Source organism: Legionella anisa, from assembly GCF_001467525.1.
GTDB classification, from domain to species: domain Bacteria; phylum Pseudomonadota; class Gammaproteobacteria; order Legionellales; family Legionellaceae; genus Legionella; species Legionella anisa.
The window spans coordinates 43,765-58,752 of record NZ_LNXS01000006.1; the positions used below are offsets into that span (position 1 = coordinate 43,765).

Sequence of the window (14,988 nt, forward strand, 5' to 3'; positions counted from 1 at the left end):
ATACTTTGATAAAATATAATCATGAAAATCGGATAGTGGATGATGGGATTCCTTCATATATCACCAGATGAACATTTAAAACGGGTAATGGGTAATCCAAGTGATTTAATCCTAAAGCAACGTGAGTTATCGGAGGCAACTTATCCGCTTTTGGTTTCTTATTTAGTGTGGCTCAGAAGACTTAATGCGATTCAAAATAAAAATGATGTAATTCGTCAAAATGAACAACTTTTTGATGAGTTTGTCTACTTGTGCGAACATAATTTACTTTTTTTTCTGACTGTTAGTGGTCGTTTTGATATCATTCGCGAGCTTTTCAAAGATAAAGATTTATTGGCAAAAGAAGTTGCATTGCTTGAAGAAATCGAAAAAGAACATGCTCAGGCCACAGCAGCTAATCTCCAGAATTTTGTGTTTATCCCCAGAAAAAAAGAATCATCAACACTCCTATCTGAAGTACCTAAACCATTACCTCTTCCTACATCTGAATGGGAAAAGTCACTTTATGGCATAACTAATATGAGTTTGTATCAATATTATGAAGAGGAAATGAAACGAATTACTTATATCCATCATATAAAACAAATTAAACTCGTGGACACCTCTTATGAGGAACATATTTCCTTGATGCAAAAGGCGGTAAACTTAATTTCCCAAGATGAAAATATTTCTGGAGAAACAAAACAAAAGGCGATAACACTTTATAACAAATTAATTGCAATAAAAAATGAGCTGGAAGCGGAGTATCCTGATGTGTCTCTAGTGGATGCCGCCTCATCAGAGATAGAGGCCATTGAGAAACAGTACCAAGTGAAACAAGAAAAACTTAAAGAAGCTCAAGAGGCTCTCCAGTCCTTTTTTGAAGAGGTTCGTCACGAAGCGCCACAATTGCAAACGATTTATGAAGAACATCAAGAAATTGTCAGAAACTTTGAAAAAGAAAGCCAAGCAATTCAAATTGAGTGGAAGAAAGAGATGGAGATGCTATCAACTCATTATGAAAATGCACGTGTTGATGCTTTAAAAGATATAGACAGTAGTTTGAGTTTAATCATAGATGAATTAAAAAAATGTCCCGTGGACGAATTGAATGAAGAACAAATCAACACATTGGATGCTACGTTGATTCAATTACAAGAGTATAAAGAGAAACTAAAAACAGTTGAGGGTTATGAGTCTACCCAAGTTTTATTAAGTGCATGCAATAAAGATTTAGATACAATAGTGAGTATTATTAGACCTGCATTATCAGAGGAGGCAAAAAAACGTTTTGACCTCAATGTAAACTTAATGAAAGATATGTTTGCTGCACCACAAGATAGCGCCAAGCACTTGATTTCGACTCCAGATAATTCATTACAAGAAACGATTGATAGGGGGGCTGAATCTTTTAAACCCAACGTCACTGTTCCTTTGCCTGTAGAGCAAGTCGTTGACTTAAAATCAAGTACGTCTACTATTGAGCATGAGAAGATAGAGGAGTCTCAACCCGAAGGTAAAAAACTTAAAACGGTCCATTTACCTGAGGAGCAAGTCCAAGTCGTTGACGTAAAATCAAGTACTCCTACTATTGAGCATGAGAAGATAGAGGAGTCTCAACCCGAAGGTGAAAAACTTAAAACGGACCATTTACCTGAAGAGCTAGTCCAGGTCGTTGACGTAAAATCAAGTACGTCTACTATTGAGCTTGTGGCGATAGAACAGCATCAATCAGAAGTTTCTGAGGGTGAAAAAACTGAAACGATCCAGTTACCAGAGCGAAACAGTGAAACAGAATCAAGTAAACCTATTGAGGTTACAAGTACGAAATGGCATGAATCCGAAGATCCTAAAAAATCAGAACACGTTGAACGATATCGATTTTTTATGAATTCTATAAGGGACGGGACTGAACTTATTGAATTTGATCCGGAGAAACAGCGCAATTATGAATCCGCCCTAAAAGAGCTATCCAATGTTTTAAGCGACTTACATGCAGAAGTCGAGCCAGAAATTTCAGAAAAAATAAAAAAAATCGAAATTCTTATTAACGCTGCAAAATCAATGGGATTTGATAAAGCAAGCCCGTCACATATTCAGAAAATTTGTAATGCATGTGATTTAGGCATTGATTATGAACCCTTGAGTCTTGTAAAAGATAATCTTGCCTCAATGTTTCATTTCCCAAGTAGCCAGCAAAACAATGTGGGAATGTAGTACATTTCGCCCAGTATTCGGAATATTATATGACATCATGCCCTTTTTTTGGTATAATATGACCAATTTTTTATAATAGGGAGAGAAAAATGCCGTCAATTCATGAAGATGCATTATGGGAAGCTGTAAATAAAAAAGAATATGAAAAGGTTAAAAAACTGATTACCGACCATCCAGAGTTGGTGAACGCAGTAAATTCCAACGGCAGGACTCTTCTTATGAGAGTTGTGCTTGCTCTAGTTCCACCATTAGACCTAATTCAATTTATTGCAATACATCCTGATCTTAGTTTTGAAAATAAAAGCCTTGAGACTACCCAAACTACTGTTGGAGCAATTTTATCCACAGGACGCCCTGATATATTGGAAATTTTTGCTAAAGATCCACGCATAATTTTTGATAGTGATCAGTTGGCCTATACGACAGCCAAGAAAAATTTGGAAAGAGCAACAAAAGGCAAGGTAGAAAACTATACGAAAATGCTTATCATCATTCGTGATGCGACCATACGTCATGCAATTGCAACCGATAATCCTACCTTACTCGAGCGATTAGAAAACGAAGGGGATAATCTGTCTAATGCATTGAGCGATGGAAAACTTCCTGTACGTTTAATCACTAAAGAGAATCCTGCTCCTAAAGTGAAATTATGGTTTCAATCGCAAATTGGAAAAAATGGAACGAGTATTGGAACTCATGTTGATTCATTTTTTGTTCATACCCATGAAATGCAAAAAACAAAAGAACAAATGGAAGAGCTTAACCGTCGTAAATTGGAAGATAATATCAAATTGCTCGATAAGACTTATACGAGTACTTTAGAAAGTATGGATAGGGTTGTGAGCACCATTAGCCTCTCAAGCTAAATTTATTTGATTGAATCAGCGAGTAGGTTGGGTCGTTTCGACCCAACAACTTCAACTCACAATCACTCATTGTTGATGATTTAATTTATCTTGTAACCCATCCATAAATCATTTAATTTGCTTTATTAAAAAAATTCCAGGGACAATTATACCGTGTGGTATCAACACGATGAAGAAGGATTAATCCTTCATGTATATGTTCAGCCAGGCGCTAAAAAAACAGAGATTGTCGGGATTCATGAGGGTGAACTTAAAATTCGCTTGAATATTCCACCAATTGAAGGTCGTGCCAATAAAGCATTGTTGAAGTATATTGCACAAATATTTAAGGTACCGGCAAGAAACGTTATATTACAACGCGGGGATAAATCAAGACATAAAATACTTAGGGTTATCGGTAGTGGGGTAGCACCTGATGATTTGTTTTGAATCGTAATGTAATATTTTGCGATAGTAAAAAATAATAAATAATTTATCATTTGAACACTATGAAAATTGAACAGTTTCCCATCTCCATTAATACCTCAGGCCGAGGCACGCAGGATATAACTGATGAAATAATAAATATTCTCTCAAAAGCCTCAATACAACAGGGCTTATGCCATTTATTTCTCAAACATACCAGCGCTTCTTTAATGCTTTGTGAAAATTATGATCCTCAAGTTCGTATGGATCTGGAAAATTTCCTGGTTCGATTAGTTCCTGATGGTGATCCTCTTTTTAAACATGTGATTGAAGGTAAGGATGATATGCCTGCACATGTTCGCACCGTGCTAACTCAAACAAGCTTAACTATCCCCATCCAAAATGGAAAATTAGCTTTGGGGACATGGCAAGGAATCTATCTTTACGAGCATCGCTATCAATCACAAAAACGTCATCTGATTATTACTGTTGCAGGAGACTAGTCAAGCGTTTTTGGTATACTATGGCCAACAGACCCTAATTAATTTTTTTTGAATTGGAAAAAATATGCCCCAGATACCTCAATGCCCTAAATGTAATTCAGAATATACTTATGAAGATGGTAGTCAATTCATTTGTCCAGAATGTTCCTATGAATGGTCGAAAGATGGTATAGAAGAGCATGTTCATGATGAGCAACGAATTATTAAAGATGCGCATGGTCAGATTCTCCAAGATGGGGATACAGTGACAGTAATTAAAGATTTAAAAATAAAAGGGTCATCCCAGGTAGTCAAAGTTGGTACTAAAGTAAAAAATATTCGCTTGGTTGATGGTGATCATGATATCGATTGTAAAATTGAGGGAATTGGTCCCATGAAATTAAAATCTCAATTTGTAAAGAAGGGATAGGCGATGCATAAACCGCTGCACATTACTTTTTTATTTTATGAAGGAATGACTGTTCTGGATGCAATTGGCCCTTATGAGGTACTAAGTCGTTTGCCAGAAGTTGTAGTGCAGCGGGTTGCTCTAAATTCCGGACCAGTACGTGCATGCTCCGGACTAACTCTGATTGCTGAACATGCATTAGCCGATATTTTACATACCGATGTTCTGTTGGTTCCAGGGGCTGGTAATGCAACTGCATTGCGTGAATTTCCTGAAATTCTCGCATGGGTTAAAGCAACTCATGAACATACATTATGGACTACCTCAGTATGTACTGGAAGTTTGATCTTAGGCGCGGCAGGGATTTTATCGGGAGTTAATGCAACCACTCATTGGGCAGTAATGAATCGATTGAAAAGCTGGGGAGCAATACCGACTCACAAGCGATTTGTTACAGATGGAAAAATCATTACAGCAGCTGGTGTTTCCGCAGGTATTGATATGGCTTTATATCTTGCTGCAAAACTTACTGATGAAAATATAGCACAAAGTTTACAACTTGGTTTGGAGTATGATCCCGAACCACCTTTTAATTCCGGTTCACCAGAGAAAGCACCAGAAGCACTGGTTCAATCTCTTCGTGAACGCTTGTTAAAAAATAGGTTTGAACCGGAATAATTTAAGGCATAACGTAGATTATTAACGCAATTAATCCAGCAATGGCGATGATTGGATGAACTATTGCTGCTAATTTGGGAAGCGGCTTCCCTTTCCTAGCAAGTGTAGCCAAGGTTAATCCACCTAATGCTGCAACAATCAAGATAATTAAGCTTGCCATAAGGAGGGACGATTGACCTGACAGAAATGTAAGCATGTACACGATCATAATGAGTAGCCCTAATCCTGCAAAAACTCCATGCAGAGCCTTTATTTTTTGATTAACAGGCCTATCTTGCAATATCGCGGTCAAAAGAAAAAAACCACAGATCACTGCAGCAAGAAATAAAACAATAGCAAGTTTTAACATACACTCTCCTGTTTAAGAAAATCCTATCTAATAACATTGTAGCCTGGGTGCAGCGCAGCGGAACCCGGGAAATTGGTCCAATCAGAATACCCTGGGTTCCGCTGCGCTGCACCCAGGTTACACAATACAATGAGTTTTATTCAGGTGTTACGTAATTTTCTTTTAACTTAGGGAGATTTAGAAGTTCGTTTTCTAACTGTTCACCTAAAGTATCTTTTTTCAGAGAAGGGGAGAAATTGATGATTGGAGCAGGATTTTTCAGCGCCTCAGTCAAGCTGATAAATTTATATCCATTTTTTTGATACATTTCCAAAACATCACCTAGTGCATAACTATTTAGAAGATTTGCATGGATTAATAATATTTGTTTGGCATTTTTCCCTTGAGAGCGTTTTTCAGCCCTTAATGTTTGCTTCCATATATAAGCCAAATAGCGGGGCTTTAATTTTTGAATGTAAGCTACTCGAGAACGATATGGAACTTTATAAAGCATCGCATTAAAGTCAAAATCTTTACTGTCAATGGTTACTGGGGCAATGGTGTAATTATGCTCCTTGAGGTAATCATATACTTGTTGCTTTTTGGCTTTAGCGCCTTCTGCCAGATAGGGATAGCGAAAATATTTGGGTTGAGTCATGATTGGAGTAAGAATTTTATCGGCACGATCCAAATCAGCAAGGTATTTTTCGGCACTTATTTGATTCAGATTATAATGTGAATAAGTGTGATTGCCTAACATAAAGCCTGCTTGACGAAATTGCTCAAGAAAATCCCATTGACCCTTTTCTATAGCTCCAGCAATCACAAAACCTGTAACTGGGACTTTATATTTTTGAAAAGTTTGCACAATTTGCGTAAAACGCTCTGTTGAACGTTCCCGATTTCCTGGAGTATTCATTCTTGAAGCAACAAGAGGCAAATCATCCATGGTAATTGCAATTTCTTTTTCATCATCAGCAAAACAAATGGAAGAAAATAATGCAATAAAAAGGAAGAGTAATTTAAGCATCGATAGTCCTTATCAAGTTCTAATAACATGGATGGTAACATAATTCGATGAATACGTTAAAAGAAGATTAGTCCGCGGGGTTTTATCAATCTCAAATCGTAACTTGAAAAACAATGACTGTTGAGAATCAACCCCAAGTGAGCGATTTGGCAAGAGATTCTTAAAAATTCTGGCATTTATAAACATTAAGTGCATATTCTTTATGTCTAAAAGGGTAGGTATGAGTAGGTATTTTTTGACAGAGATCAAAATATTGTTCCAAGCAGCTCTGCCGGTCGTATCGATCGATATACACTATTTCTTTTAGTGTTTTATCGGCAATTTTTTTCTTGATGTCAGTGCCCCATAAAGCATATTGATTTTGAGCGGTGTCACAACCCAACGTATAAATGGTCGGTTTATTTTGGAGGAAAAAGAGCATGCGTGCTGCAAACCAGCCTGATGTAAAAATCGTATCGGGTAATTGAGGGTATGTAGAATTAAAATTCTGAATTAAATGATAAACAACAAGTTTTTTTGATTTTATCACATTGAACTTGGACGTATTGTTAATTAAAACGAAGAGGCTGATTACGGCATAAAATAGGATCAATAAAATGGCGAATCTACGCTTATAGGTTGTGGTGGCCCAATATCCCAATAAAATTGCGCTGCTCATTAGATACGGTGTCAGCCAGAACTCTCGAATACCAGCTTTACTGGCGGTATATAAGTAAAAACAAAGAAAAGTAATACAAACAATACGGCACAAGGTCACAATTAATGCCTTTTTCTTATCCATTTCATGGTTTCGTACTAAAAAGGGAGGAAGAAGCATGATGTTGAGTGAGGGTACAAATAGGGTAAAGAATGTTTTTATCGCATGGTAAACGGGGTTTACCTCATGATGGAGTTTATGAGTGGTTAACTGATAGATAAATGATTGCCAATGATTTTGATAATTCCAGAGAATAACGGGACTAAAAATAATAATGGCTAAGATAGAAGCAAAATAAAAGTGCTTTGTTTTAAAAATTGAGCGGTAAGTAAAAATTAAAAAAATAAGCAGGGATAGAATTAAAACGATTCCGGAATATTTGGATAGCATCATTAATCCGGCACTGATTCCGATTAAATAGAGAGTTCTTACGCTATTTGTCTGGATAAATCTTATAGTGAAATACAGGGTTGAGGCCCAAAATAAAGCAAGGGGGCTTTCATAGGTGGTTTGCTGTAAAATATCCAAGGTGACAAGAGGAGAAAATAGCCATGATAACATGGCAATAAAGCTTGCTTCCTGGGATAAAATAAATCGGGCACTTTTATAAATAAACCAACTGCTGAGTGCCATTACGGTGATGCCTACACAGCTTAAAGCAAACAGATTATTTCCAAACAACGAAGTTGCAAGCCTAATAAAATAGGCAATCATGGGCGATCCATCATAATAGGATAACGCCAAATGGCGGCTCCAGTCCCAATAATAGTACGTATCAAGAGATAATATGTTAATGGGTGCTATCACTACTAGGATGACAAAATAGAGGGTTAAACACAGGTAAACACTTCGCGAGTTAAAAAAGTCCCACGAGATAACTTTACTATTTGGCTGTTCCTCTGTCATATCTCTATGACCCAGTTGAATGCCTAAAGGTGAAACTATTTTCCTCAGATTCTTTATCATGAACAAGTTCACCTTTAGCTAGGGACAAGTTTTTCTGCCCAGATATGACGAGAATAAGTATAGTAATTTAAAAGAGAGATTAAACCTATGCCAATACCCATGATTATATTTTCGCGCAATGGTCCACTGCCAAAGCAAAGGACTCCAAGTCGTAACCAATAACTTTGCAAATTAATGATAAACACTGAATAAAGAGCGAAAAGGCTAAGGCGTTTTATTTTTAAAGACCAGGATAACTTATGCTTTACGCCAAAAGTAAGTCTGTTATTTAAAATGAAATTATTAATGATTGCGGTACATACTGCAATTTGCGACGCATCGAATGGTGAGAACTGAAAATATTCACGTAATACATTGTAGGTAATAAATTGTACAAAAATACCCAATGATCCTACCAGACACATTTTTAAATAACGTTTGATTTCTTGATAGCGCAAAGTAAAAACAACGCGTAATGAATCGACAATACTGTTTTTAGGTAATTTGCTGTATCCGGTATTGCGATCGATAAAATCAATGGGATACTCACGAATTTTTGCTTTATTTTTATGTAAAAGCCAAAGTAATTGCATTTTATATGCATAGTGATTCGTAAGAAATTGTTGGGGCAGAATTTTTATAAGCTGTTGTCGGCGAGTAGCACGAAAACCGCTGGTAAAATCTTTATATTTAGGGGTAAGAATTGCTCTGGCAATATAATTACCCAAAATAGAGAATAACTTGCGATGTAATTCCCAGTTTTTCGGAATACTTCCTCCTTCCACATAACGGCTTCCCAGAACACAATCACAGGTTTGCAACATGTCCAACATAGGACGAATATACTTGGGTTGATGGGAAAGATCCGCATCAAACTCAAAGATAATGTCCGCATTCAAAGCAACTAACGCATAATTCATGGCTTGCAAATACGCAGACCCAAGCCCAGATTTGGTGGGTTCATTTTGTAAGTGTAATTTCGAATAATTTTTTTGTAATGAAGCAACGATTTGTTGCGTATTATCCGTAGAGGCACTATCAAAAATTAAAATATGTATATCATAGCGCTCAATGAGTTCTACCGATGTAAAAACTTGCTCTACTGTTGTTTGAATGACGGACGCTTCATTGTGCGTCGGAATGATAATAACTACTTTCTCTTTTTCTAATGAATTTTTTTCAATGGAATCAGAGGGATTATGTGCATCAAAAATCAACTTTATATCTCGGATTTATGGATATTTGAGGCAATGAGTGTATCAATTAGTTTTTAGAAAAAAAAGAGGTTATTTTCGTTCTTAGTTTCTTCTTTTGATTTTGACCACTTTTTCTATTTTTAACTATTTTTTTGCAAAAAATTAACACTATTGTTTTAATCTGTTATTGGTAATCCATAGTACAATTCAGTAATTTCTCTCAATTCATCTCCATGAGTTTTTTATGGGAAAATCAAAAATTGGTCTCATAAAACATACTTTTTTTAACGATTCATTTAAAAAAACCGATTTTTCTTTTAAAGAAGAAACGTTTCGGTTAGACCAATTAAAATATGAGTTTTCATCTTTATATCAAGTGCTTAGCTCTAATAAATCGTATTGGACCGAAGAACGCTCTATAGCGCTTTATCTGAGCTTTTTGTGTGATTTGCTGATTTCTTATTATCGCCTGGATTATGTTGGTTCTGATTTGGAAAAATTAAAACAATGTCGCAAAAAAATAGAAGCATTTTATAAAATAGATCCCATACAAGAAAAACAAAAATCGGTTGAGGGGTTTTCTGAATTTGTACGAGAGGAAGTAGGGACGAGTATTCCGGATTTTCTGTCTTCGTTGATTAGCATTTCCAAACTACGCCAATATATTGGGACTATAAATACCAAGCGTTCTCAATTTTCCTACAGTCGCGGTTTAGCAAACTATGCAATTATTTACCTGCAAAAGAGCTCTATTTCTGAGTTGATTCAAGAGATTAATAAAGTTCTTGGTAATCAATATAGTTTTATAGAGGGCATTAACTTTTTAAACAAATCACGAGAAGCAGTCACGGATTTGGGTATTGCGCTCTATGCACTTCGCTTTTTCATCAATTTGATACTTATGATTAAACATATTGTCGAGTCGGCAATAAGCGATGAATTATCAGCAAGAAAAGTGCTGAAGCAAGAAATGGAAAAGCGTGGCTTTATGATGGCTAATGACTTGGTTTGGGCAGTAGTGGGCTTATTGACTACATATAATAAATTTTTTCACATTGCAGAGACTGCTGTTCCACTCATCACGCTTGCTTTTTTGACGTTTGATACACTTTTACTGTTAGCTCAATGGATTTTTGAAGCGAGCCAACATCACGATCGTATCCATGAATTGCAGGAACAATTAAAAGAGGCAACAGTCTGGGAGCAAGCAGTGATTCAGCGCCAGATTGATGTATTAAATGATGAATGGGAGGCTAAAAGTACTTATTTTGCAATTAACGTTTTGGGAGCAAATATAATTGCCACCTGTTTTGCACTAAGTTTACTATGCACCGGTCCATTTGCATTAGCCGGGCTGGCGTTATTTAGTATGCTGGGTAATGCAATGTATAATACTTCAGAAGAATATAAAAAATATCAAAAATCCTCTATTGCTGTGCGACGTGAATTGGCAAACGGTACGATTCTGGATGATGAGCATCATCAACAGCTTTTAAGAAAACTCGATGAAGAGTGCAACAAAAATTATTGCGAATTTTTGAAAAGTTTGGCATTCAATGTGGGTGGAATTGCATTTATTATTACTGCAGCTGTAGCGTCGTGGCCACTTGCGGTGGGTTTAACTCTTCTTTATGTGGCTTATCGATTAAACGATGCATACCAAAAACAACTGCATAATCAGGAGGAATCTCCCCAAGATATTTATCGTCTCTTGAGTCCAGGTTAATCACAATGTCACAGTAATTTCCAGAATCCATAATAATTCATAGCGCAAAATACCAACTACACTATATATAACATTATAATTTTTAAGGAATAAAATTATGACCATGACCACAGGATTATCTGGAAATGAACTATTTTGTTTGCAACTTAAAAATTATTCTCCTGGGTCTATTGTTGTAGGAAATAGTGTCCATTCCTTGGGAATTATAGGGAGTGTCGGTTCAGGCTTTAAAGCAATGTTAGGTGGCGAATTAACGCAGATTACTTCACTCATAGAGCAAGGCAGAGAAACGGCATATAAACGCTTATTAGAGGAGGCGGTGAGCAAAAATGCAACAGGAATAACGGGGGTTACCAGTCAACTGATTCTCCATGGGGCAAATGTTGAGTTTTTATCGATAGGCTCAGTGATTTATGCTGAAAGTGGTGCGGATAAGGAAAAGTTTTCAACTTCAGCAGATGGTCAGGAATTATATGCTCAGCTTGATGCAGGTTATAAACCGATTTGTTTTTCTTTTGGTAATGTCGCATATTCTATGGGGTTAGGCCGAGGGTTAATCGGTAGTTTAAAAACTTTAGGGCGTGGTGAGATCAAGGAATACTCTGATATTTTTAATAAAACAAGACACTTGGCATTAAATCGTATCGTTGCTCATGCACGACAATACAAAGCAAATGCAGTATTAGGAATTAAGACAACTGTTTTGCCTTTTGGCGGTGTTAATGAAATGCTCATGATAGGAACTGCTTCTCAAAATCCTCAATTAATAACCGATGCGAATCATGATGTAGTTACCAGTGATATGACCAATATTGAAATGTGGAATATGGCTCGCTTAGGATATGCTCCTGTGAAATTATTATTAGGCACATCCGTTTATTCTTTAGGATTAGTGGGCGGGATTACTTCAGCAATTAAAGCATTTGTTCGTGGTGAAATTAATGAACTGACACGTATGATTTATCATGCTCGTGAGAATGCATTAGCAATTATCAATGAAGAAGCACAGTCCATAGGTGCAGATGATGTCGTAGGGGTTAAAACCTATGTGTATCAATTAGGTAATGGTTTAATCGAATTCTTGGCTATAGGTACTGCTGTAAAAAAAAACAATCGCATCAAAACCGAATCCGAACAATTACCTCCACAAGCCATTGTTGTGGATAAAGATACTTTTTATGATTCAACCAATGTGGACAGCATGAATGTCAATATAAACACGGGAGCAAAGCCAATAAATAGAGGGAATCTATCTTTGCTTGTTCCTTTGTTCATAATTATATTTTTAATATTGATTCAATTTTTTATTAATCATTTCGATGCTATTTTCAGATAGGTTTTTGATGGGTTGTTTACAGTCTCGTATCTTGTAGCTTGGGTTACGCTTCGCTGCACCCAGGCTACAGTATGCTACAAATCGTTCGACTCTAATTTTTATTCTTTTGATTGAGGTCTTGCCAAAGCTTGTATATTTCGATTGCTTCAGGGTGGGTGTGATAGGTCATTGGTAAATTTCTTTCCTGCCAGGGTTTCGCAAATTCATCATAAAAATTATCCAATGTGAAATATTTACGATCGTCAATATAATATTTTTTATAATCATCTCTTAACGTAATAAAAGTTACCTTTAGCGGACTGCAATAATACATCGCGGCCAAACACATGGGGCATGGATGAGCTAAAATGTAGAACTCACAATTAAGAAGATGTTCTGTATGAAGTTTCGCAGTCGCTTTTCTTATTGCCACAATCTCTGCATGCGCGGTAGGGTCGTTGGTTTGGGCTACCAGATTGGTTCCTTCAGCAATGATTTTACCATTTTCTACTATGAGGCAGGCAAAAGGCCTTCCACCTTGTTCTACATTCTCTTTAGCTAAATCAATAGTTTTCTTAATAAAATCCATTTTTTAAGTCCTTAGAATGAAAAATATTTAAAAATATAGTCTCTAGGGTCTGTTTACAGATCCTAATATTGAACCCAATCTTGCTCAGGTAGATTTTCCACGGGTAACAACTCATAAGTTTTGAAGACATCTCCGTCCTGCGATAAAAGAATTGCTATAGGCCTGGTTTTTTCAAAATGAGCAAAAATAATCATCATCATGACTGTGATTGGCACTGAGAGGAACATTCCTAATATTCCCCATATCGCTCCCCAAACGGCTAATGCGATTAAGATAACTAATGGACTTAAGTTCAATGAATTACTTAAGTAGCGCGGTTCAATCAAATTCCCTACGATAAATTGAATTGCTCCCAGACCCAGAATAATTTCAGTAAAAGGAATCCAACTGGTAAATTGTATTGCTGCTAAAGCGGTTGGAAAAGCAATGGCAATAATTGCTCCGATATTGGGAATAAAATTGAGAAAAAAGATAAGAAGCGCCCAAAACTCGGCAAAATCTAATCCTACCCACTTCATGACGACCCAACTAGCAAGTGCAGTAATGATACTTAAAATGGATTTTAGGCCGAGATAAGTCTGTGTGTTATTCACAATATGGCTAATGATGTTATTCATCAGCATACGGCCTTCCAAAGTAGGGAATAGAGCATCAAGTTTTTTTAGAAAAAAATGTTGTTCGACAAATAAAAAGACAACATACAATAAAATGAGTACCATAGAACCCATAAGTGTCGTAAACACCCCATAAACGTTAACAAAAATCGTTTGGAGGTTCAGGCTTTTGATCATAGTATTCATACTTGCCAGTACTTTTATATTAAATTTTTGATCAATATTGTTGAAAATTTTTAATAAATTTTCTTGATAGCGACTGGATGCTTCAATGACATTATCGACATTATTCGTAATGATACTAGTAAAAATAACAATACACACAGCAACTATTGCAAAAGCGAAAATCATACCCAGCCAATTGGGGAGGAGGGGGCCTACAGTGGGAATGCGTTGAATGATGTTACTTATTGTATTAAGAAGATGCCAAATAAAAACCGCAATCACAAAAGGAATCAGCACATGGCTCCCTACAATCAGGAAGTAACCAACGATCCAAATAATAATTAACCCCGCTGTAAAGAGAAGAGTCCGGCTCATCGATTAACTCCTAACGAGTTGGTTCAGTTGAATGACGTTGATTATTTTGGATGCATCTTGGCGCATGAGGCAATTCCTTTTGGATTTAGTTATTTATTCACTAATATTAGCACTGATCAACTAGGATAAGAATTATAAAAATAATTCATTCTTGAAAATAAATTCGAAAGCATATTCACATCCAGGTGGTGATGCATAGCGAACTCGGAAAATATTAAAACTTGGTATTGAGTCATGCTGAATTTAAGTGACACGAAATTCCTTATTTTAGAATTAACGTTGGGATGCAGTAGTCAAAATCATTATTTCTTGAGGGATGAACCCCTTTAGCTTTTAACTCAAGGAGTTCTAAAGTTGCATTCAAAGACAGAGACCACAGCACATATCATCGTCTGGTGTTAGCTCACGTTTTACATCATTAAACTTTGCGCTAAATTGTACGTTTTGGCCAAATTCACTTATTCTCACATCGAATTGTGGGGCAACCCCAAAATATTGTTCCAAGAAGTTATTAATCATTGCTTTAAACTTATTTCCAATACCTGGCGCAGCCATCAAATTAGTTTGATGAGCAAAAATGGCTTTATGACATTCCTCTGCAAAGTTTTGAAAAGCTGCTGTTCTTTGTTTGAGGGTAGCTGATTCGGTTTTCTTATCGTAGGCATCTATTGCAAGAGCTAATTTTGTATGAAGTTGTCCCAATTCACTACGGATTTCTAATGAATTTTTTTTGTTCTCTTTTTCATGCTCTGCTTCAATTCTTAATTTCCCAACCATATTATAGAGCCGGGGTTTGCCTCCTGAGTCGAGATCTAATGCCAAATTTTCAAAAAATTTAAAACCCATTTTATGTCCCTCTTAATATCCCGTTTCGTTATTATTTTCTACAACTGGCAGAAAATTAGCTTATATTACTCAGTTAGATTATAAAATAACAGAGAAAGTCAAAATAAAATCATTAATGGTTAAATA

The 14,988-nt window shown here is 36.2% G+C and carries 15 protein-coding genes; 8 read left to right on the top strand and 7 right to left on the bottom strand.

Annotated elements, in window-relative coordinates:
- Positions 1-39: 39 nt before the first annotated feature.
- The 6 genes from Lani_RS02885 (at position 40) to Lani_RS02910 (ending at position 5,036) form a co-directional block, all read left to right on the top strand.
- Positions 40-2,196, top strand: a complete 2,157-nt coding sequence (locus Lani_RS02885) for a hypothetical protein (protein WP_223499409.1) — start codon at positions 40-42, stop codon at positions 2,194-2,196.
- A gap of 89 nt (positions 2,197-2,285) precedes the next feature.
- Positions 2,286-3,062: a hypothetical protein gene (locus Lani_RS02890; RefSeq protein WP_019233831.1), complete on the top strand. Its 777-nt coding sequence runs from the start codon at positions 2,286-2,288 to the stop codon at positions 3,060-3,062.
- A 153-nt stretch (positions 3,063-3,215) separates the two neighbouring features.
- Positions 3,216-3,491, top strand: coding sequence for a DUF167 domain-containing protein (locus Lani_RS02895; protein WP_019233830.1), 276 nt, complete (start codon positions 3,216-3,218; stop codon positions 3,489-3,491).
- 59 nt (positions 3,492-3,550) lie between these two features.
- The gene (locus Lani_RS02900) at positions 3,551-3,970 is read left to right on the top strand and encodes a secondary thiamine-phosphate synthase enzyme YjbQ (protein ID WP_019233829.1); all 420 of its coding nucleotides are present in this window, start codon (positions 3,551-3,553) and stop codon (positions 3,968-3,970) included.
- Between the two features lie 64 nt (positions 3,971-4,034).
- Complete coding sequence (locus tag Lani_RS02905; protein ID WP_019233828.1) at positions 4,035-4,379, top strand: zinc ribbon domain-containing protein YjdM; 345 nt, start codon at positions 4,035-4,037, stop codon at positions 4,377-4,379.
- 3 nt (positions 4,380-4,382) lie between these two features.
- The gene (locus Lani_RS02910) at positions 4,383-5,036 is read left to right on the top strand and encodes a DJ-1/PfpI family protein (protein ID WP_019233827.1); all 654 of its coding nucleotides are present in this window, start codon (positions 4,383-4,385) and stop codon (positions 5,034-5,036) included.
- Between the two features lies 1 nt (position 5,037).
- On the opposite strand, the gene Lani_RS02915 is transcribed toward Lani_RS02910, so the two are convergent.
- From Lani_RS02915 to Lani_RS02930, 4 genes are all read right to left on the bottom strand, one after another.
- Positions 5,038-5,385 (bottom strand): hypothetical protein, encoded by a 348-nt coding sequence (locus Lani_RS02915; RefSeq protein ID WP_019233826.1) that lies wholly within the window; start codon positions 5,383-5,385, stop codon positions 5,038-5,040.
- Between the two features lie 136 nt (positions 5,386-5,521).
- Positions 5,522-6,394 carry a polysaccharide deacetylase family protein gene (locus tag Lani_RS02920; protein ID WP_019233825.1) on the bottom strand — a complete coding sequence of 291 codons (873 nt, stop codon included), beginning with the start codon at positions 6,392-6,394 and terminating at the stop codon, positions 5,522-5,524.
- 160 nt (positions 6,395-6,554) lie between these two features.
- Complete coding sequence (locus Lani_RS02925; protein ID WP_058388391.1) at positions 6,555-8,057, bottom strand: glycosyltransferase family 39 protein; 1,503 nt, start codon at positions 8,055-8,057, stop codon at positions 6,555-6,557.
- A 14-nt stretch (positions 8,058-8,071) separates the two neighbouring features.
- Positions 8,072-9,253 carry a glycosyltransferase family 2 protein gene (locus Lani_RS02930; RefSeq protein ID WP_019233823.1) on the bottom strand — a complete coding sequence of 394 codons (1,182 nt, stop codon included), beginning with the start codon at positions 9,251-9,253 and terminating at the stop codon, positions 8,072-8,074.
- Positions 9,254-9,476: 223 nt separating this feature from the next.
- On the opposite strand from Lani_RS02930, the gene Lani_RS02935 reads away from it, so the two are divergent.
- On the top strand, positions 9,477-10,958 hold the full coding sequence (locus tag Lani_RS02935; protein ID WP_019233822.1) for a hypothetical protein: 1,482 nt from the start codon (positions 9,477-9,479) through the stop codon (positions 10,956-10,958).
- A 97-nt stretch (positions 10,959-11,055) separates the two neighbouring features.
- Positions 11,056-12,294 (top strand): heavy metal-binding domain-containing protein, encoded by a 1,239-nt coding sequence (locus tag Lani_RS02940; RefSeq protein ID WP_058388392.1) that lies wholly within the window; start codon positions 11,056-11,058, stop codon positions 12,292-12,294.
- A gap of 91 nt (positions 12,295-12,385) precedes the next feature.
- On the opposite strand, the gene Lani_RS02945 is transcribed toward Lani_RS02940, so the two are convergent.
- The 3 genes from Lani_RS02945 to Lani_RS02955 all read right to left on the bottom strand — a co-directional run bounded on the left by Lani_RS02945 (position 12,386) and on the right by Lani_RS02955 (position 14,862).
- Positions 12,386-12,862 (bottom strand): nucleoside deaminase, encoded by a 477-nt coding sequence (locus tag Lani_RS02945; protein ID WP_019233821.1) that lies wholly within the window; start codon positions 12,860-12,862, stop codon positions 12,386-12,388.
- Positions 12,863-12,924: 62 nt separating this feature from the next.
- The gene (locus Lani_RS02950) at positions 12,925-14,016 is read right to left on the bottom strand and encodes an AI-2E family transporter (RefSeq protein ID WP_019233820.1); all 1,092 of its coding nucleotides are present in this window, start codon (positions 14,014-14,016) and stop codon (positions 12,925-12,927) included.
- 360 nt (positions 14,017-14,376) lie between these two features.
- A complete protein-coding gene (locus Lani_RS02955; protein WP_019233819.1) occupies positions 14,377-14,862 on the bottom strand; it encodes a hypothetical protein in 486 nt (161 codons plus the stop codon).
- Between the last annotated feature and the right edge of the window lie 126 nt (positions 14,863-14,988).

Excerpts from the sequence above, each read along its gene's own strand:
- Lani_RS02915 (WP_019233826.1), bottom strand. The coding sequence starts at position 5,385 with ATGTTAAAACTTGCTATTGTTTTATTTCTTGCTGCAGTGATCTGTGGT.
- Lani_RS02945 (WP_019233821.1), bottom strand. The coding sequence starts at position 12,862 with ATGGATTTTATTAAGAAAACTATTGATTTAGCTAAAGAGAATGTAGAA.
- Lani_RS02950 (WP_019233820.1), bottom strand. The coding sequence starts at position 14,016 with ATGAGCCGGACTCTTCTCTTTACAGCGGGGTTAATTATTATTTGGATC.
- Lani_RS02940 (WP_058388392.1), top strand. The coding sequence starts at position 11,056 with ATGACCATGACCACAGGATTATCTGGAAATGAACTATTTTGTTTGCAA.
- Lani_RS02890 (WP_019233831.1), top strand. The coding sequence starts at position 2,286 with ATGCCGTCAATTCATGAAGATGCATTATGGGAAGCTGTAAATAAAAAA.
- Lani_RS02925 (WP_058388391.1), bottom strand. The coding sequence starts at position 8,057 with ATGATAAAGAATCTGAGGAAAATAGTTTCACCTTTAGGCATTCAACTG.
- Lani_RS02920 (WP_019233825.1), bottom strand. The coding sequence starts at position 6,394 with ATGCTTAAATTACTCTTCCTTTTTATTGCATTATTTTCTTCCATTTGT.
- Lani_RS02900 (WP_019233829.1), top strand. The coding sequence starts at position 3,551 with ATGAAAATTGAACAGTTTCCCATCTCCATTAATACCTCAGGCCGAGGC.
- Lani_RS02935 (WP_019233822.1), top strand. The coding sequence starts at position 9,477 with ATGGGAAAATCAAAAATTGGTCTCATAAAACATACTTTTTTTAACGAT.
- Lani_RS02905 (WP_019233828.1), top strand. The coding sequence starts at position 4,035 with ATGCCCCAGATACCTCAATGCCCTAAATGTAATTCAGAATATACTTAT.
- Lani_RS02885 (WP_223499409.1), top strand. The coding sequence starts at position 40 with ATGATGGGATTCCTTCATATATCACCAGATGAACATTTAAAACGGGTA.
- Lani_RS02955 (WP_019233819.1), bottom strand. The coding sequence starts at position 14,862 with ATGGGTTTTAAATTTTTTGAAAATTTGGCATTAGATCTCGACTCAGGA.
- Lani_RS02910 (WP_019233827.1), top strand. The coding sequence starts at position 4,383 with ATGCATAAACCGCTGCACATTACTTTTTTATTTTATGAAGGAATGACT.